The 19,659-nt window shown below is 39.6% G+C and carries 12 protein-coding genes; 6 read left to right on the top strand and 6 right to left on the bottom strand.

Going from position 1 to position 19,659, the window contains the following annotated elements:
* Nucleotides 1-2 precede the first annotated feature (2 nt).
* Nucleotides 3-2,816, bottom strand: coding sequence for an excinuclease ABC subunit UvrA (gene uvrA, locus ACK1I8_RS00960; RefSeq protein WP_412467500.1), 2,814 nt, complete (start codon nt 2,814-2,816; stop codon nt 3-5).
* A gap of 261 nt (nt 2,817-3,077) precedes the next feature.
* On the opposite strand from uvrA, the gene ACK1I8_RS00955 reads away from it, so the two are divergent.
* From ACK1I8_RS00955 to ACK1I8_RS00945, 3 genes are all read left to right on the top strand, one after another.
* Nucleotides 3,078-3,662 (top strand): RNA polymerase sigma factor, encoded by a 585-nt coding sequence (locus ACK1I8_RS00955; RefSeq protein WP_412467499.1) that lies wholly within the window; start codon nt 3,078-3,080, stop codon nt 3,660-3,662.
* Nucleotides 3,663-4,277: 615 nt separating this feature from the next.
* Complete coding sequence (locus ACK1I8_RS00950) at nt 4,278-5,462, top strand: MFS transporter (protein ID WP_412467498.1); 1,185 nt, start codon at nt 4,278-4,280, stop codon at nt 5,460-5,462.
* A gap of 4 nt (nt 5,463-5,466) precedes the next feature.
* A complete protein-coding gene (locus ACK1I8_RS00945) occupies nt 5,467-5,637 on the top strand; it encodes a hypothetical protein (protein ID WP_412467497.1) in 171 nt (56 codons plus the stop codon).
* A gap of 1 nt (nt 5,638) precedes the next feature.
* Here ACK1I8_RS00945 and ACK1I8_RS00940 read toward each other — a convergent pair whose 3' ends face one another.
* Both ACK1I8_RS00940 and ACK1I8_RS00935 read right to left on the bottom strand, forming a co-directional pair.
* Nucleotides 5,639-7,930: a multicopper oxidase domain-containing protein gene (locus tag ACK1I8_RS00940; protein WP_412467496.1), complete on the bottom strand. Its 2,292-nt coding sequence runs from the start codon at nt 7,928-7,930 to the stop codon at nt 5,639-5,641.
* Between the two features lie 13 nt (nt 7,931-7,943).
* Nucleotides 7,944-8,420 (bottom strand): DUF3347 domain-containing protein, encoded by a 477-nt coding sequence (locus ACK1I8_RS00935; RefSeq protein WP_412467495.1) that lies wholly within the window; start codon nt 8,418-8,420, stop codon nt 7,944-7,946.
* A gap of 694 nt (nt 8,421-9,114) precedes the next feature.
* Here ACK1I8_RS00935 and nth point away from each other — a divergent pair.
* Nucleotides 9,115-9,780: an endonuclease III gene (nth, locus tag ACK1I8_RS00930; RefSeq protein WP_412467494.1), complete on the top strand. Its 666-nt coding sequence runs from the start codon at nt 9,115-9,117 to the stop codon at nt 9,778-9,780.
* A 133-nt stretch (nt 9,781-9,913) separates the two neighbouring features.
* Nucleotides 9,914-10,927: a recombinase RecA gene (gene recA, locus ACK1I8_RS00925; RefSeq protein ID WP_412467493.1), complete on the top strand. Its 1,014-nt coding sequence runs from the start codon at nt 9,914-9,916 to the stop codon at nt 10,925-10,927.
* A gap of 76 nt (nt 10,928-11,003) precedes the next feature.
* On the opposite strand, the gene ACK1I8_RS00920 is transcribed toward recA, so the two are convergent.
* From ACK1I8_RS00920 to tsaD, 3 genes are all read right to left on the bottom strand, one after another.
* Nucleotides 11,004-13,358 carry a TonB-dependent receptor gene (locus ACK1I8_RS00920; RefSeq protein WP_412467492.1) on the bottom strand — a complete coding sequence of 785 codons (2,355 nt, stop codon included), beginning with the start codon at nt 13,356-13,358 and terminating at the stop codon, nt 11,004-11,006.
* Between the two features lie 71 nt (nt 13,359-13,429).
* The gene (locus tag ACK1I8_RS00915; protein ID WP_145859857.1) at nt 13,430-13,630 is read right to left on the bottom strand and encodes a hypothetical protein; all 201 of its coding nucleotides are present in this window, start codon (nt 13,628-13,630) and stop codon (nt 13,430-13,432) included.
* Between the two features lie 402 nt (nt 13,631-14,032).
* On the bottom strand, nt 14,033-15,034 hold the full coding sequence (gene tsaD, locus ACK1I8_RS00910) for a tRNA (adenosine(37)-N6)-threonylcarbamoyltransferase complex transferase subunit TsaD (RefSeq protein ID WP_412467491.1): 1,002 nt from the start codon (nt 15,032-15,034) through the stop codon (nt 14,033-14,035).
* Nucleotides 15,035-15,109: 75 nt separating this feature from the next.
* On the opposite strand from tsaD, the gene ACK1I8_RS00905 reads away from it, so the two are divergent.
* Nucleotides 15,110-19,543, top strand: coding sequence for a translocation/assembly module TamB domain-containing protein (locus ACK1I8_RS00905; RefSeq protein WP_412467490.1), 4,434 nt, complete (start codon nt 15,110-15,112; stop codon nt 19,541-19,543).
* The last annotated feature ends 116 nt before the right edge of the window (nt 19,544-19,659 follow it).

Below are 19,659 nucleotides of genomic sequence, written 5' to 3'. Positions count from 1 at the left end.
AATTATGGATTTAAATTTAAATGCGCAGCCAAATATTTTCCGGTATACGAGTTTTCTACTTTAATCAGTTCTTCAGGCACTCCTTCAAATACGAGATTGCCGCCACCATCTCCTCCCTCAGGACCGATATCGATAACCCAATCGGCACATTTGATCATATCCATATTGTGTTCGATAACCAAAATGGTATTGCCTTGCTCAATAAGTGTATTTAAAGCTTTCAAGAGTTTTTTAATATCATGGAAATGCAGACCAGTTGTTGGTTCGTCAAAAATAAATACCGTTTTATTGGCATTGTTTCCTTTAATCAGAAAAGAAGCCAACTTGATCCGCTGTGCCTCACCACCAGATAAGGTATTTGATGATTGTCCGAGATGTACGTAACCTAATCCCACATCAACCAATGGATTTAATTTATTCAGGATTTTTTGTTCATCCGTAAAGAAAACAACCGCTTCATCAATGGTCATGTCTAAAATTTCAGAGACATTCTTTTCCTTGTAAGTTACGTCTAATACCTGCTGTTTAAACCGTTTGCCATTGCAAGCCTCGCAAGGCAGGTAAATATCGGCCATAAACTGCATTTCGATCTTCACTTCGCCCTCACCCTGGCATACATCGCAACGGCCACCCTCTACGTTAAATGAGAACGCTGCCGGTTTCAATCCAGCGGCCTTTGCAGCAGGCAAGCCCGAAAAAAGTGCGCGGATGTCATCCCAGGCTTTAACATAAGTAACCGGATTTGAACGACTGGAACGACCAATTGGGTTCTGATCTACCAGTTCTACCGCACTTACCAGGTCGTAATTACCAAAAATACCATCGTAAGCCCCAGTTTGTTCACCCGCATAGTTTCCGATCGCTTTTTGCAGCGCGGGATATAAAATCTTTTTGACCAAACTGGTTTTACCTGATCCGGAAACACCACTTACAGCGGTAAATACCCCTAAAGGAAACTTCACATCTATATTTTTCAGGTTGTTTTCCCTTGCTCCTTTAATCAGGATATGATCTTTCCATTTACGGCGTTTGGCCGGAACAGCAATTTTCTCTATTCCAGAAAGATAACGACCTGTTAAGCTATTCTTATCTTTTAAAATCTCCTCATAGTCGCCGCTAAAAACCAGGTTACCACCATGGGTACCTGCTTCCGGACCAATATCGATAATGTGATCAGCAGCACGCATCATTTCTTCTTCATGCTCCACTACTAAAACGGTATTGCCTACATTGCGGAGTGAAATCAACACTTCAATCAGTTTATTGGTATCGCGTGGATGTAAACCGATACTGGGCTCATCCAATACATAAACCGATCCCACAAGGCTACTGCCTAAAGATGTTGCCAGGTTGATTCTTTGCGATTCTCCTCCCGACAAAGTATTCGATAAACGGTTTAAGGTAAGGTAACCCAAACCAACATTGTTTAAATACAGGAAACGGTTATTGATCTCTGCCAGCAAACGTTTGGCAATTTTAGCGTCGTTTACACTCAATTTGAGATCGTTAAAGAAATCCAGTGCTTTCGATAGCGGCATCAGTACTACATCAATAATCGATTTTTCGGCAATTTTAACGTATGATGCATCTTTCCGCAAACGGGAACCCTTACAATCAGGACAGGTCGTTTTACCACGATAGCGCGATAACATTACCCGGTACTGGATTTTATAAGTCTGCTCTTCCAATTCCTTGAAAAAAGCATCCAAACCCGCAAAATATTTATTACCAGTCCAGAGTAATTGCTGTTCTTTTTCAGTAAGCGCACTGTAAGGACGATGGATAGGAAAGTCGAACTTGGGTGCGGCTTTGATAAAGTTTTGCAACCAAACGTTCATTTTTTCTCCGCGCCAGGGGGCAATGGCATTATCATAAATACTTTTGCTCTTATCAGGAATCACCAAATCTTCATCAATGCCGATAACATTACCATAACCTTCACAACGTTTACAGGCACCATAAGGGTTGTTGAAAGAAAAAAAGTTTGGCGTAGGTTCTTCAAATTTTATTCCATCCAGCTCAAAACGATCGCTGAAATGTTTCGTTGTAGCCTGGGCTTCTACATAACAATCGCCTTTACCTTCAAAAAAAGCGGTCTGCGCCGAATCGGCCAATCTGCTTAACGTTTCCTCTTCCTGGTTGGTTACAATCCGATCGATCAGAATCTGAACGGTCTTGTCATCAGTAAGTTCCGCATCTTTAAAATCTGTGTCGTCTAAAATAGATTCAATCTTTTCTATTTTATCGTTAATCAGAACGCGTAAAAATCCTTTCTGTAATAAAATAGCCAACTCTTCTTTGATGGTGCGGTTGTTATGCGGATATAAGGGACAAAAAATGGTTACCGTTGTATCCTCAGGCATGGCATTTACATAATCTACTACAGTGCTTACCGAATCTTTTCTCACTTCTTTGCCCGAAACAGGCGAAATGGTTTTCCCAATGCGCGAGAAAAGCAGTTTCAGGTAATCATAAATTTCAGTTGAGGTACCAACAGTAGAACGCGGGTTGGAAGTAATCACCTTTTGTTCGATGGCAATAGCTGGAGCAATACCTTTAATGTAATCAACATCAGGTTTATTCATCCGGCCCATAAACTGGCGGGCGTATGATGATAAACTTTCTACATATCGGCGTTGTCCTTCGGCATATAAAGTATCAAATGCAAGCGAAGATTTACCCGAACCAGACATGCCCGTTACCACCACAAGTTTATTTTTTGGAATAGCAACATCGATGTTTTTTAGGTTGTGCACTCTTGCACCTTTTATGATAATATTTTTATGCGGATCTTTTTCGGCCTCTTTTTTGCTCATGTATGGTAACGAATATAAAATATATAACCCCAGAATGTGGTTAGGGTTTTTAGAAGATACAAAAATAGGGTACTCAGACGGTTAATTTATTTTTTATCATTTTATTTTTTGTTTTTTGATAAAAAAATAACTTTCTTTGAACATTAACAACCTCAAAACCAAACTAACACATTTCAAAAAACATAGGAGACAAGCTATAGAAATTAAACATCTACAAATTAATTTTTAGCAAATAGTACGGGATTTAGTGTAGGTAAACCTATGAATTTACAATCATATAATGATCAGGACCTGGTAAAGTTATATATTGCCGGGAACGAGAATGGATTGCAGGAGCTTCTGAGAAGACATAAAAGTAAAATTTATACCTCTATATACTTATTGGTAAAAGACCAATATCTGGCTGAGGATATATTCCAGGATGCTTTTATAAAGGTGATCAATACCCTGCGATCGGGAAGATATAACGAAGAAGGTAAATTTTTACCCTGGGTAATGCGTATTGCACATAACCTGGTTATCGATTATTTCAGAAGAGAAAAGAGAACACCGATCATCACCAGTGCTGATGGAATGGATGTATTCAATATGCTACACTTTTATGATGAAAGTGCAGAAGATAAAATGCTTCGCGATCAAACCCATAAAGATCTGAAAGCCTTGATCCATTTACTGCCTGATGAACAGAAAGAAGTACTCCTGATGCGCCATTATGCCGATTTGAGCTTTAAAGAGATCGCAGATTTAACCGATGTAAGCATCAATACAGCCTTGGGGCGTATGCGTTATGCATTGAGTAATTTGCGTAAAATGCTCAAAACAAAAGAGATGACCTATAAAGGGTAGTAAAAATGTTACATAATTTTTTTGCGGGTTTGAAATAAAGCATCTGAACTATCGTTAAGTTTATAAAACTTATCACATTTAGCTGCTTATGACAAAAACCTCTACATCAAAAAACAATGTAAATTTACCTACACCCAACATGTTTCAGCCTAGAACTGACATCGAATCGGACGCAGAAATCGACTTATTTTATGATCAAATAAAAGGTAAGTTAGATAGACTTGCTAAAAATCCTCAAGATGAAACCATCAACAAGATTCTAGCTTACAGCAGGTCGTTATAAATTTTTCACTTGTAAAAAGGTTATTCCACAGGGTGGGGTAACCTTTTTTATAGTTCAGTTCTTCATTAGCCATTGGTTCATTAGTAGAATTGCCAACGGTCAATTAATAACTGCCCATCGAAATTGAACTATGGTTAGTGGTTTGAATCTTTCAACTTTAAATCGACCTTGCCATTCGTTATCCTGAACTTGTTTCAGGACCTGACAAAAGAACTTGTAAAAAATATCTTCCCTTACCCATCATCCATCCCCTCATAAATGTCCTAATTTTTACAATCTCTACCATAAAAAGCTCTACCTTTGCATAGTGTAATTTTAACACTAAGGGCACTATGAACAAGAACTTACTTCCACTTACTTTAGGCGGTTTAGGCATTGGGATCACTGAATTTGTAATGATGGGCCTATTGCCCGATATCGCTAAAGACCTAACAGTAACTATTCCGCAGGCCGGGCATTTAATCTCTGCTTATGCATTAGGTGTGGTAATCGGTGCCCCTTTGCTGATTATGATTGCAGGTAAATATCCGCCAAAAATGATATTGATTGCATTGATGGTCATGTTTACTGTTTTTAACGCCTTTTCTGCTTTTGCCCCGTCATTCAATACCTTATTTGTTGCCCGACTGCTTTCAGGCTTACCTCATGGGGCATTTTTCGGCGTAGGATCGGTAGTAGCCAGCAGAATAGCCGAAAAGGGGAAAGCCGCACAGGCCGTATCGCTCATGTTTATGGGCTTAACCGTTGCCAACATAGTAGGCGTACCATTAGGCACCTTTATCGGTCACAATTTCTCCTGGCGTATATCTTTTGCTGTGGTGGTATTTGTGGGTTTGGTAACCTTATTAAGTTTAAAATTATGGTTACCTGCTTTAGAAGCAACAAAAAACAGAGATTTAAAAGCTGAATTAAGTTTCTTCAAAAAAAGAGAAGCATGGATCATTATTTTTATGATCTCTATCGGTACGGGTGGGTTATTTACCTGGTACAGTTACATTGCTCCATTAATGACAGATGTTGCAGGCTTTTCTCCAAATGCGGTAACTTATATATTAATGCTCGCGGGTTTGGGTATGATGTTCGGCAATTACATTGGCGGACGTCTGGCCGATAAATTTTCCCCAGCCAAAGCATCAGCAGCTTTATTGCTCACTATGGTGGTTACCTTAACCATTGTACACTTTGTATCTGCAAGCCAGCCCTTAGCTTTGATGATGACGTTTGTTACCGGTGCTGTGGCTTTCTCACTGGCAGCACCCATCCAGATGTTGATGATTCAAAGTGCCAAAGGCTCCGAAATGCTGGCAGCCTCTGCCAGTCAGGCGAGTTTTAATATCGGTAATGCATTAGGTGCTTTCTTTGGCGGGCTTCCGTTGGTTTATGGGTTCGATTATACCTCACCTGCTTATGTGGGTGCCGCTATGGCTTTAATAGGTGCATTATTTGCCTTCTGGCTGATCAAAAGCAATCAGGGGGCAACAGAAAAGATTAAAGCACCAGCTACTTCTTTTCACTAGACTATTGATTAAAACCGAAGACCAGGCCTATTGTAAACAAACCAAACTATGGATGCAGGGCCTGATTATGAAATCTGTTTCTTTCAGTGGCCAGGGAGAAAAACACCGCAATAAGTATCTGTACAACGCTTTTGCCAAATGCGATAAATTGTTGCGGGAGATTACGAATGGTTAGATTAATAATTAAGCGTTAAACCTGCACCAAAGCCCATATCGCTATCATAGTGTGCAGAAATTCCCATGTATTTAGTGGCTATAAATCTAAGTCCGCCCATAAATTCTTTATCACTGTTTACCATAAAACTTGCCCTTAAACGCCTGGAAACGGGTATGTCTTCACGCATTAACTGCAAACGCACATTGCCATTGTGGTAAACCTCCGCCTGGGCTATCAACAACATGGGCAGCGTGTAAGCCAACCCGAAGCTAAACATGCTTCTGTTATCTTTCGTATTTTTCTGACCAAAAATATTTTTCTCCTGTTCGCCAACTTCCATTTTCCTGTACCGCCAGTCGAAACCTACAAAAGGCATTAACCATTGCATCCGATCGATGTACCGGCCAATATGGGTTTCGGTTTCAAAGCCATGCATTTTAGTATAACCCAGGCGCCACTCGGTTCCAATACGCCAACGTGTATTGGCCAACATCGCCATCCCATCATTTCCATTGCTCGCAAAATCATTTTCGGCCATAAAATGGAACATCCTGTCATCGGCAAAAAGTTTTCGCTGTGCCAGTTTAGGGTTTGGAATTTCAGGGTTCAAGGGCGAATTTTCATAGCTGAAAATTCTACCCATACCGCTCATCATATGGTACAAAATATGGCAGTGAAAAAACCAGTCACCACTTTCTGAAGCCCTAAACTCAATGGTATCGCGTTCCATTGGCATGATATCGAGTACATTTTTTAAAGGAGCGTAATCGCCCTGACCATTAATCACCCTGAAATCATGCCCATGCAGGTGCATCGGATGGCGCATCATACTGTTATTGTATAAAATAATGCGTAGGTTCTCACCTTTTCTGATGAGGATTTTATCTGCTTCCGAGATGGTCTTATCGTCTAAGGTCCAAACATAACGGTTCATATTGCCCGTTAACTGAAACTCCATCTGCCGGGTGGGTGCTTTAGGCAGAACCGTTTTCTCGGGTGCGCGCAGCATATTGTAATTTAATGTTTTGATGGGTGTTTTCGAGGCATGGTCATTCCCCATATTATGGTCTTTATGTTCACCAGAAACGTTGGTATCTGCACCCTTACCATCAAGTTCAGGATACATTACCTTATTCATGTCCATTACCTGATTCTGCATTTTCATGCCATCCATCTGCACCATATTACCATTCATGTCCATCATTTCGTTCATCATTTTCATGCCTTCGAAATATTTCAATCCGGGCAGTTTCTGAGCAGCTACCTGCTGTCCGCTGCCCAGCCACAGAGATGCCGATCCGGTGCGGTCTTCAGGTGTGACCAAAAATTCGTAACTTTTATTTTCAGGAATGGTTACTATTACATCATAAGTTTCAGATACAGCAATCATCATCCGGTCTACCGCTACAGGCGTCACATCGTTACCATCACTGGCCACTACTGTTATTTTACCACCGGCATAAGTAAGCCAAAAATAGCTGGATGCCCCTCCGTTAGCTATGCGCAACCTGACCTTATCTCCTGCCTTCAGTTTGTTTGGCGCCTGGTACTGATTTTTTCCGTTTACTAAAAACGCTTCATAATACACATCACTCACATCCATAGCAGTCATCCGTTTCAGTTCGTTAGTGAGTTTGGTTTTAAAGTGCCCATTTTTTATGGCTTCAGCATAACTTTGTGTTGTACCTTTTTTGATGGCGAACCAGTCGTTCGCATTGTGCAACCGCCTATCCACTTCATGAGGTTTCATATTGGTCCACTCACTTAAAACAACAGGTACAGTAGGTATAACCGGCTCTTTTCTTTTATTTAAAATCATCGCGCCATACATGCCAATCTGCTCCTGCAAACCCGAGTGACTATGGTACCAATGGGTACCGTTCTGTATAATAGGAAAACGGTAAACATGGGTTTCATTTGGTTTGATGGGCATTTGTGTAAGGTAAGGAACGCCATCATAGCGGTTAGGCAAAAATAGTCCGTGCCAATGTAAGGAGGTTGATTCTTTTAGTTTATTGTGCACATGTATTTCTGCAGTATCTCCTTCGGTAAAGGTTAGCGTTGGCATAGGTATCTGTCCGTTAACTGCAATGGCTCGCTTAGGTTTTCCGCCAAAAGTAACCATTGTATCGGCAACGTACAGATCATAACGTACCACGCTGGGCGACCCGCTGCTGCCTAAAGCTGCATCAGTGCTTGCTTGCCGGAAAGCTTTTCCGGGGCTGGCTGCTTTTACCTCGTTATGCTGATGTTGGGCAAAAGCAGAACTATAAAGCAAAATACCAAGGCAACAAACTAAAATAAACTTCATTTTATTGCATATTTTATTTAAACACTTCGGCTATCTTGCCACAAGTTAACATTTTATCACCATAATATGGATTTCTGATCGCCTCACTATCGCTTAGCCAATAGCTTTTTTTCATCGGACAATAGGCATAATAAACAGGCTTATCATTCAGTTTTATCGCTTTTGCAAAGGCATAAAAATCGGTTGATAAGGAAGTAAAACGATCTCTTTGATGTTCGATATCTTTGCTCCCGGCAATATGCTCAGCTTCCGATAATATTTTCTCCCGCAATACTTTCGAAGCACCGGTTTTTTCATTGGCTTTTATTGCATTAATCAATTGAGTTGCCTTTGCTCCGGCCAAACTTGCATTACTGCTGATTAAAGCCTCTTTAATATCGTAATAGGCTTGTAAAGGATCAACTGATGCTGCTTTTTCCTGTGATGAAACACTGCCAGCCACAATCAATGCAAGGAGATGGATGGTCAATAATCTAATAAAAGTTTTCATTTTGCGTTTAAATTTTAAGCAAAACTACCGGTATAACTTTTTATAATCTTATACTTTTAGCGGAAATGTTTACATAATTATGGCGCTACGGTATGCCGGACGTTTGACCTTAAGCAATTAACTATATTTAAACAAATTAAGATCTTTCGGCTACGCTAACAGGTAGTTCAGTATTTCTTTTGGTGCTTTGGAAACGGAAGTTCAGTAATTCTTTGGATGCCGCAGTCCCGTTATCCGCTTTATCCCGACAGAAAAAGCAGGGATGCCAGCTCCTACCGGGTTTATTATACAAAGGTTAGTGTAAAAACAGCCAACCCTTTAGTAATATCCCGCGCTAGCCAATATCTATCTGATCGGCTGCAGAAACAATGGATTATACCGCCTGCAAACCCTAAAAATGAAATACAGTATTGCCCACCTAGCCCTGGTTGCAGCGTTACCCTGCAGCAACGAGGTACGAGGTAGCGAAGCGTAAAAGCGGAAAACAGGAAAAAACCTTAATCTTAGCACCAAATTGCGCTCCCAATCCTGAACTGATCAATGTTTTTACCTTGCCCGTCAAATCTGGTCAGGGCTGAAAGGTTCCTATATCATTCATAGCGACAAATTACAATTTATCTTCTGGTTCTTCCGTTCTATATGCTCTTCTTCCAATTTGGCAGTTACATTTTCCATCTTTAACCTATATTTGCACATGCTTAAAAAAGAACGCTACAAACTTTTTGTAGAACATTTTTCGGCCAAGCAGCCTGATGCAGAAACCGAGTTACATTATAATAATCCTTATCAGCTTTTAGTAGCGGTAATCCTCTCGGCACAATGTACCGACAAAAGGGTGAACATGGTAACTCCTGCTCTTTTTCAACGTTTTCCAAATGCAAAGTCACTCGCTGAAGCTACACCCGATATTGTTTTTGATTATATCAGGAGCATCAGTTACCCCAACAATAAGGCAAAACACCTGGTGGGCATGGCCAACATGCTACTGAACGAATTTAATGATGTGGTGCCATCGGAGGTAAACGAGCTTCAAAAAATGCCGGGAGTTGGGCGCAAAACAGCCAATGTGATTGCATCGGTAATTTACAATGCACCGGCAATGGCAGTTGATACCCATGTTTTCCGTGTGGCCAACCGCCTGGGCTTAACCAATGGCAAAACTCCTTTGGCAGTTGAAAAGGATCTGGTGAAAAACCTTCCGGAACACGACATTCATATTGCACATCACTGGCTTATTTTGCACGGACGCTACGTTTGTGTGGCCCGGAACCCCAAATGTGATGTTTGTGAAATCACCTACATGTGCAGGTATTTCGAACGTTTAACCGCCCAAAACGAAAGAGATAAACTAAAAACTTAGAAATATTTTTAATTTACTATTGACATTAGCTAAAAAAGCCTTACATTAGCTAAATATTTTAGTATTAAAAATACCAAACCTTTAGCATATTAGCCGATAATCAATTATATTTACGTAATCAATGAAAAAAGAAATGAGCACTGCAAATCCAGATAAATTAAAAGCACTACAACTCACTTTAGATAAATTAGAAAAATCATATGGTAAAGGTACCATTATGAAACTTGGCGATACTGCTGTTGAACCGATAGATTTTATTTCTACCGGATCAATCAGTTTAGATATTGCTTTAGGCATTGGCGGTATTCCAAAAGGCCGTATTATCGAAATTTATGGCCCAGAATCTTCTGGTAAAACAACTTTAGCTACACACATTATCGCCGAAGCACAGAAAAAAGGTGGTATTGCTGCTTTTATCGATGCAGAGCATGCTTTCGATCAGTTTTATGCGAAGAAACTGGGTGTAGATACCGATAACCTGTTGATCTCTCAACCTGACAATGGTGAGCAGGCATTGGAAATTGCCGATAATTTAATCCGTTCTGGTGCTATAGATGTGATTGTAATCGACTCTGTTGCGGCATTGGTTCCAAAAAGTGAAATTGAGGGCGAAATGGGCGATAGTAAAATGGGCTTACATGCCCGTTTAATGAGCCAGGCCTTACGTAAATTAACCGGAACAATTTCAAAAACCGGATGTTGCTGTATTTTTATCAACCAATTACGTGATAAAATTGGGGTAATGTTCGGCAACCCTGAAACTACAACCGGTGGTAATGCCTTGAAATTTTATGCATCAGTACGTTTGGATATTCGCCGTATTTCTCAAATCAAAGATTCTGACGAAGTTTCCGGTAACCGTGTTAAAGTAAAAATTGTTAAAAATAAAGTGGCTCCGCCTTTCCGTATTGCCGAATTTGATGTGATGTTTGGGGAAGGTATCTCTAAAAATGGTGAGATTATCGACTTAGGTGTTGATTTTGGCATCATCAAGAAAGCAGGTTCATGGTTCTCCTACGGAGATACCAAACTTGGTCAGGGTAGAGATGCTGTGAAACAATTATTGAGTGATAATCCTGAACTTGCAGAAGAACTGGAAACTAAGATTAAAACTGAAGTAACTGGGGAGCATCTCGCAGAAAAATAAGCCTGATCAATTTCAGTATGAAACTAAAAAAGCGTCCCGATGTTAAATCGGGACGCTTTTTTAGTTTAGCATCTGGCTAATAACTAACCGAAATGCCAAAGTTTACCGAAGTACCTCTTCCTTTCGAATAAAAACCAGGTTGCATAAACCATTGCGCTCTGGCCGGAAAATAATCCTGATTAAAAATGTTATCGATACCCAAAGTAAGTCTGGTATTCTTTTTAACCTGATAAATTCCTGCAAAGCTGAACAAATGATACGCTTTAACAGCGCCTTCATTGCCATTGTATACCCCATTGCCGTTTTTCTCAAATCTATTGCGCGAATTGATACCGGTATAATTTAGGGTTAAATCTAACACCTTTAACGGACTATAGGTAACGGAAGCCGTAACTTTTGGCGCCGAAATACGTCGACCATTAAGATACATATCAACTGCATCGTTAAACTTTCCATTTTTGTCAATGTCGCGCTTGCCTTCAGTATAACTGTAACTTGCCGACAATGCTAACTGATCGAACAGATGGTAATCGGCAGCCAGCTCAAACCCATAAATTTTTTCAGGATTCCGGGCCGTATTGAAAAGGCCTGTAGCAGGATCATAAACCACTTCAATACCCAGCTTAGATGTACTGATATAACCTGATGCCGAAAATACTAATCCAGCAACCCTGCTTTCAAAACCAAGTTCATAATTGTTAACTTTTACTGCATCTGTATTAATCTTATCAATGCTATTGACTTTGGCATCACGTAAAGCCAGGCCAATGTCCATTACAGAAAACCCCTGAGAGAAACTTACAAAAGGACTGAACACATTAAATTGATTATATCTTAAACCTGCATTAAAAAGATAGGTATTGTATTTTAAATTTCCTCCGGCCACAGCAAAAGATGGGGTAATAGTTGCATTGTTTGCGCCTGTAGTTCTTAAGGTCCGGTAATCATCAACGGCTATATTTACATTTTCGTAACGCAAACCCGTTTTAAATACGAGCTTGCTCAAAATATTAAAATCTGCCTGCGCAAAAGGTGCGATATTGGTCATGTCCATTGTAGGCACCCATACCCTACCATCAACCAGTGGCTGTGCCGTTTTGTCTTTCATCAAATCTGCGCCATAGGCCAGCTTCATTTTCAAAGCGTTAAGGTTTAGTATCGGCGTTTCCAAAAATAAACGTGCTCCCCTTTTATCATTTTTGGCAAGCGACTGGCCATCACCTCCATCAAAACGGCCTAAAGAAACATAAAACACATCCTTTCGGGTTTCGTAATAAACATCTGCATGCAAACTGGAATGCAGAAAGGTACTATCAATTTTATACGAGAGGTTTAAATTGTGATTATAATCAACTCCGGTCGGGATACCAAGGGCTTTCCCTAAAACACCTGTAGCTTTTTGACCAGTTGCCAGGTTACCATTAACTAAAGTAAAATTGCTGTTCTGCAAACTGCTGTATGTATTATAGGTAAGCTGAATGCGCTGGTTTTTTGCAGGCATATAACCAAACTTGGCAAAAGCATTATAGGTGTCTGTTTCCCCTAAACTATAGTTTGGTCCTACCACATCGCCTTTTGCATCTTTATATTCACCGGTTTGCTCGTACAGGCCACTCAACACATAATCAAATTTGCCCAGCTTCCCATAAAACATCTGGTTGATTCTACCTCCTCCAGAATTTTTAACCTTAACCAAAGATCCGTTTAAATTAAGCTGGGTTTTACCTGCAAAGCTCGCAGCTGTATCCGGAACCATGGTGATGTAATTCACCAAACCACCTGCAGCTCCATTACCATAAATGGCAGTAGCCCCTTTTACCACTTCTATACGTTCAAGCACTGATGGATCTATCGACCTTAAATCTACTTCTGCATTTCTTAACGGCGAGGACTGTGAAACACCATCTATCATCACCAACATCGGCCGGCCTCTTAAATTCTGTCCAACGTTATTTCCTGTTTGTGCAGTAGGCGCAAAACCAGGCACCTGATTGGCCAGAATAGTACTCAAATCAGGTGTAACGGCCATTTCTCTTTCCAGTTTCTGCTTATTTACAATACTTACCGACGCGGTGACATTTTTGAGGTTTTCCGGCTTCCTCGAAGTTGAAATTAACACCTCATCTAACGTATTAGGTATTGGTTCGAGTATGAAATTGATAACCGTATCGGCCTGTACCAAAGGAATCTGCTGCGTAAATAATTTATATCCAACCGCACTCAATTGGATATTGAATGGCAAGCCGCTTTTGACATACAATCGATAATAACCCTTGCTATCGGCCTGGATCTTCTGGCCCGGCACAGAAATGCTTGCATATGGGATTTCATTTCTTCCATCTTTGATATGCCCTTCAATCTTCACATTTTGGCCATGTAGCAAAAGAAGATTACAAAAGAGGATGGTAACAATCAGTATAATTTTTTTCATCTATCTTTAATTTTCGGCAAAGATAGAAAATAGATGTTAATTAGAATAGGTCTAAATAAGAATTAACCGTATTAATTATTCTGACTAAAAATGGCACTAAAATCTTTGGTTACATAAACGATGACCAAAAGTGCAGCAATAACCAGTGCCCCAAGGATGATTACACCCCAGCTTCCTTTAAGTTTATTTTTATCTTTTCTGATTAACCAATACAACAGCCCGATTAAAGGTACCGCGCAGATAATCCAAAATATTAATGATGCTCCAGTCATATGTGTGTTTTATTTATTAGTTTTTATTGCCGGAAGTTAAGTTGTTAAGCTATTTCAAGAGCTATCATCCACTTCAGTTTTCTGTATGCAGTTTTCAGTTCAAAGTTGCCGGTATCTAGTTTTTAATCTACTTACTTTTAAGGCTATATTGCCTAAAGCAGGCGTCATCCTGAATTTATTTCAGGATTTATCCATATAATTAATCATCACGGAGTCCTTTACATCCTGCAAACAGCTATTGTTTTAAGATTGCTTCCCCAAGCAGTCCGGACAGCCTGTCGGTTGAAAAAGCCTTCCCGCCATGACCAATAAGGGATAACTAAGGAATGGGTCAATAATACTAAGCATTATGCAATAAGCCATAAACCATTCACTAAGGAACCCATGACCAATTAACCACCTTTAAAACTCCATCCGTGCCATAGGAGATACATCCTGTCCTACAAAATCCTGCTTCAGATATTTGTAGTATCCTGCAATGGCAATCATGCCCGCATTATCCGTACAGTATTGAAACGCAGGTATATAAATCTTCCAACCTAGTTCATCGGCAGTTTGTTGCAGGCCATTCCGTAAACCAGAGTTTGCCGAAACACCTCCTGCAATAGCAATTTCATTAATTCCGTACTGTTTTGCTGCTTTTTTTAGTTTATTTAGCAAAATCTGCACAATACTATGCTGTACCGATGCACAAATATCATCTAAATTTTCAGCAATAAAATTAGGGTTCTGTTGTTCCTGTTTCCTGATAAAATACAGAATAGAAGTTTTAAAACCACTAAAACTAAAATTAAGATCGGCGATTTGCGGTTCGGCAAACTTAAATGCCAAAGGATTTCCATGCTGCGCATGTTTGTCGATCAACGGTCCGCCAGGATAAGGCAAAGCCAGTAGCTTAGCGGTTTTATCAAAAGCTTCACCGGCAGCATCATCCAATGTTTCGCCAATAATTTCCATATCAAAATAATCCTTGACCAACACAATTTGAGTATGCCCGCCTGAAACGGTTAAACAGATAAAAGGAAATTCTGGCTTAGGATCGTCAATAAAATGTGCCAGGATATGCGCATGCATATGATTAACAGAAATTAACGGTATATTTAAAGCTAAAGCAAAAGATTTTGCAAAAGAAACACCAACCAGTAACGATCCTAAAAGGCCCGGCCCTCGGGTAAAAGCTACAGCATTTATGTCCTGTTTTGTAACCTTCGCATTAATTAAGGCTTGTTGTACAGCAGGTACAATATTTTGCTGATGTACCCTTGAAGCTAATTCAGGTATAACACCACCATAATTTTGATGAATTGTTTGGTTTGCAATAACATTGGCAGTAATTTTGCCGTTGTTACAAATAGCAACGGATGTATCATCGCAAGAGGATTCGATAGCAAGTATAACAGACAAATTATTTAATATTTAAGCTGCAAAATTATTAAAAAACTATTTAAAATACTCCTTTGGGTAATTGCATCAATAATCTTGCTGCTTGCGCTTCTTATTTTTTCACTACAGTTTAAACCTGTTCAAACCTATTTTGCACAGCGGGCTGCCGCATACCTGTCTAAAGAGCTTAATACCACCATATCAATCAAGAGTCTTTACATCAAACCATTTAAATCTATCGTGCTGGAAGATTTATTGGTTTTGGATTTACAAAAAGACACTTTATTAAGCACGCCACAATTTATGGTCGATATTAACCGATTATCCATTGATAAAAAGATCATCGATATCAATACCGTTCAAATTAATGATGGACAATTTTTCCTAAAGGATTTCAAAGATAAGTCTTCTAATCTCGATTTCATCATTAACTACTTCGATTCTGGTAAACCTAAGGTAAAGAAAAAGAAAAGCAAACCTTATGACATCAATCTTGGCCGTCTTATTTTAAACAAATTTGCTTTCAGGTACATTAACTACAATGCAAAAGATACCATCCAGGGCAGCAGTGTTAACTTCGATAATGTAAACGTGAAAGAACTGAGCGGGATTTTTGAAGGATTGGATACCAAGAAACACTTGCTAAAAACCAATATCAAAAACCTAACTTTTAAAGAGCATAGCGGATTTTACCTGAAAAATTTAACCGCCCAAACCACGGTAGACAGTAATGCCATCGAGCTGAAAAACCTGTTGCTCGAAACCAATCAGAGCCGCTTAACCAACTACTACCAGATGCGGTTTAAAAGCTTCAAAGATTTTAACCATTATATAGATCGTGTGCGGATGAAGGCCATCTTTAAAGATAGCCACATTACCTCAAGGGATGTTGCATTTTTTGCGCCTGAAATGAATACCATGAAACTCGACCTGGATGTTGATGGTCAGATTACGGGTTTGGTGAATAACCTTAAAGCCAGAAAACTATCTTTAAAAACCGGAAAGGCCACCCACATAAAAGGCGATTTTATTTTAAAGGGATTGCCAAAATGGAAAGAAACCTTTATGGATCTGAACATTGAAATGGCAGGAACAAACAAAACCGATCTTGATGAAGTGCTGGCCGGCATTACCAACAGCAAAAAGAAAATTGTTCCGGTAATTGTGAAGAAATTTGGTAACATTAATTTCAACGGGAGTTTTACGGGTTTCCAGAACGACTTCATTGCCTATGGTGAGTTTAAGACCAAACTGGGCCGGGTTGTTTCCGATCTGAACATGAAAATCGATAAAAAGGATGTTCCATCCTATACCGGAAACGTAAAAACTTACGATTTCAATATCGGCAATCTCTTAGATGAAAAGAGCCTGGGCCGGATCAGTTCTTCCTTATATGTGAAAGGGCGTGGAACAGAACTGAAAGATTTAACCGAAAAAATAAATGGTGATGTAACTTACATCGATTTTAACCAATACCGGTACCGTAACGTAAAGATTGATGGCACTTTTGATAAAAAATATTTTGATGGCAAGCTAAGCATTAACGACCGCAACGTTAAACTGGTGTTTGATGGAGGTGTAAACCTTAACCCTAAATTACCGGTATTTAATTTTAATGCAACCATCTCAAAAGCTCGCTTAAAAGCATTAAAACTGCTGAAGGATTCTTTAATGGTGGATGCCAAATTTACCACCAATTTTGCAGGTACCAACCTGAACAATATATCGGGCAAATTATTAATTCAGGAGATCAGGCTGCAAAACCCTAAAGGTATTTATAGTGTAGATTCTGTTCAGTTAATGGCCAATGGAACAGGTGCTAACCGTGTGCTTGATATCCGCTCGGATATTTTTGATGCCAGCATTAAAGGTGAATATGACTTAAATTCTATTGCTTCTTATTACAAGGCTATCGCCAAAACTTATGTCCCCTCTTTAAAGGCCGACATCATTAAATACAATAAGCAGATTTTTCAGTTTAACTTAAAGATTAAAAAATTTGAACCGCTGGCGCAGATACTGGCACCGGGCTTAGAATTGGAGGAGGGCGCTACCTTAACAGGAGATTTCGATTCGCGCAATAATACCGCCACGCTAAATGGCTTCGTTAAGAAAATAAAATACAATGGTATAGTCGTTAACAATATCATTCTTGATGAAAATACCACCACACAACAACTTCAACTGATTGTAACTTCCGATCGGGTACAGCTTAACGACAGTCTGTTTATCAAAGACGTAAACATTTCCAATATCCTGCGGAATGATAGTTTGGCCTTCAACGTTAAAATGTCTAACACCGATGAAGATAATCAGCTCGATTTAAACGGATTGGTAGAATTTACCAAAAACCAGGATACTACGGCAAGGTTGAGCGTGTTGCCATCTATCCTAAAAATTAACAATGAAGAATGGCGTATCCAGGAGAAAGTGCGCATCGTACTCAACAATGGTAAAACCGAGATCAGTAATTTCGATTTAACCAATGGAAAACAACAGGTTACTATAGATGGATTAATTTCTGAAGACCCCAAAGATTTGATTAGTGTTGGATTTAAAGATTTCAGCTTAAAAACCCTTAATCCATTTACCAAAGGTTTCGGCGTTAAACTGGCCGGAAATGTTAACGGTAAGACCGACTTATATGGTGTATTAAAAACACTTAAGGTAAATGATGATCTAAAAGTTGACTCTTTAAACTTTAATGATATTTATCTTGGTACCTTAACAGATACCTCATCGTACAGTAATGAAAGCCAAAAACTGAATGTATTTACCCGTATTGTAGCCGACAATTCCGAAAACTTTAAGCTGACCGGAAATCTTGACCTGAAAGAAAAGGAAATAGACCTTGCTGTAAAAATGGACGACAGTAAGCTCACCGTATTAGAGCCTTTTGTTAAGCAACTGGTATCTAACCTGAAAGGGAATATCTCCGCTGATTTAACCATAAAAGGAAAGTTAGACAAGCCAGAAATTAATGGAACCCTATCCCTGGACCGGGGACAACTCATGGTAAACTATCTTAAAACCACTTATGTAATTACCGATAAGGTTGAGGTAAACAACAGTGTAATTAAGCTCGAAGATTTTGTACTGAAAGATTTGGAAGACCACGAGGCCACCGCAAATGGTAGTGTAGATTTAAATAACATTGACAATCCTACACTAAACGTAAAGATAAATGCGAACAGCTTTATGGCCTTAAACACCACGGCGAAAGATAATTCCATTTACTATGGGCGCGCATATGGCACAGGTGTATTTACATTTACCGGGCCTACCGATAACATGAAGATCGATATTAAGGCAAAAACGGAAAAGGGAACCGTGTTTAACCTGCCTTTAAACAGTTCTGAAACCGTATCGGATAAAGATTTCATTAATTTTGTGAGCCGCGATTCGGCTGTTGTGGTCAAGAAAAAAACCAACTTTGAGGGTTTAACCCTGAGTTTTAAGTTAACTATCGACCCCAACACCACAGCAAACATATATACTACCCTGGGTAATTTAAGTGGCAAGGGTAATGCCGAGCTGAGCTTAAACATCAATAGTGTTGGCGATTTTGAAATGTCTGGCGATTATATTATCGAGACCGGAAGTTTTGATTTTACCGCACAGGAGATCATTAACAAAAAATTCGAGATCAGGCAAGGTGGAACCATCCGGTGGACGGGTAATCCCACCGCCGCGCAGATTAACCTAAAAGCAGTATATGCGCTGAGGGCAAGTTTAAATGATCTTTACAAAGCAGCAAACCGCGATGCCAGTAGTAATGCCAACCAAAGGGTAAATACCGAGGTAGAAATGGGCTTAACAGGTTTACTGTTGAAACCAGATATCAAGCTTGATATCGATTTCCCTTCACAACCTTCTATTAAAGAAGAGCTTCAGACCTATTTCAGTGATCAAAATAACCTGAACCTGCAGGCATTCAGTTTAATCATCAGGAGAAGTTTTGCCCCTGGAAACGGTGGACAGTCCATTGGCAACCAGTTAAGTTCAACGGCTACCAGTACCGCTACCGAATTAGTGTTTAATCAGTTTAATAACGTACTTTCTTCATTAAACCTAAATTTTGTCGATCTGAACGTACGTTCGTTAAGCGAGGCCAATGCATCGTTTAAGTTCTTTAATGATCGTTTAATTATTAATGCAGGTATTGTAGACCGAACCAGTGCGAATGATTTTACCGTGATTGATTTCTCCAACGGGAATAATGTGGGTAGAGAGGTTGAGGCACTTTTCCTGATCAAAAAAGATGGAAGTTTGACTGTGAAAGCAGCGAATAAACCACCTACTCAACAGAGTATATTCTTAAACAGCGGGATCAGCCCAACGGCAAACGTAACTTCATTCGGTTTGGTGTATACCCAACAGTTTGATACCTTTAAGGAGTTTATTCAAAAAATTTCTGGTGCTTACCGCCGAAACCTGAAAAGACGACAAGGCCAACCCCCTGTTAAAACGAATAAATCTATTAATAAAGAGGCCATTATTAACCAAAGTAAGGGCAATCAGCGGAGGTAGCGTTATTAAAAACAAAAAGACCAACAATCGAGTCGTGCTCAACTGTCGGTCTTGTATAAGTCTTCACTTCGTGCAATTCAAACTGTGAACTGCCAATTGTAACTGCTAATGTTGAC

It is taken from the genome of Pedobacter sp. KLB.chiD (assembly GCF_047040275.1).
Classification (GTDB): Bacteria; Bacteroidota; Bacteroidia; order Sphingobacteriales; family Sphingobacteriaceae; genus Pedobacter.
The sequence above is the reverse complement of the archived record's forward strand: the minus strand, read 5'-3'. Positions and strand labels throughout refer to the sequence as shown.

Bases quoted from the DNA above. Each gene is read 5' to 3' on its own strand.
- recA (WP_412467493.1), top strand. From the start codon at position 9,914: ATGAGCACTGCAAATCCAGATAAATTAAAAGCACTACAACTCACTTTA.
- uvrA (WP_412467500.1), bottom strand. From the start codon at position 2,816: ATGAGCAAAAAAGAGGCCGAAAAAGATCCGCATAAAAATATTATCATA.
- ACK1I8_RS00915 (WP_145859857.1), bottom strand. From the start codon at position 13,630: ATGACTGGAGCATCATTAATATTTTGGATTATCTGCGCGGTACCTTTA.
- ACK1I8_RS00920 (WP_412467492.1), bottom strand. From the start codon at position 13,358: ATGAAAAAAATTATACTGATTGTTACCATCCTCTTTTGTAATCTTCTT.
- ACK1I8_RS00940 (WP_412467496.1), bottom strand. From the start codon at position 7,930: ATGAAGTTTATTTTAGTTTGTTGCCTTGGTATTTTGCTTTATAGTTCT.
- ACK1I8_RS00950 (WP_412467498.1), top strand. From the start codon at position 4,278: ATGAACAAGAACTTACTTCCACTTACTTTAGGCGGTTTAGGCATTGGG.
- nth (WP_412467494.1), top strand. From the start codon at position 9,115: ATGCTTAAAAAAGAACGCTACAAACTTTTTGTAGAACATTTTTCGGCC.
- ACK1I8_RS00935 (WP_412467495.1), bottom strand. From the start codon at position 8,420: ATGAAAACTTTTATTAGATTATTGACCATCCATCTCCTTGCATTGATT.
- ACK1I8_RS00955 (WP_412467499.1), top strand. From the start codon at position 3,078: ATGAATTTACAATCATATAATGATCAGGACCTGGTAAAGTTATATATT.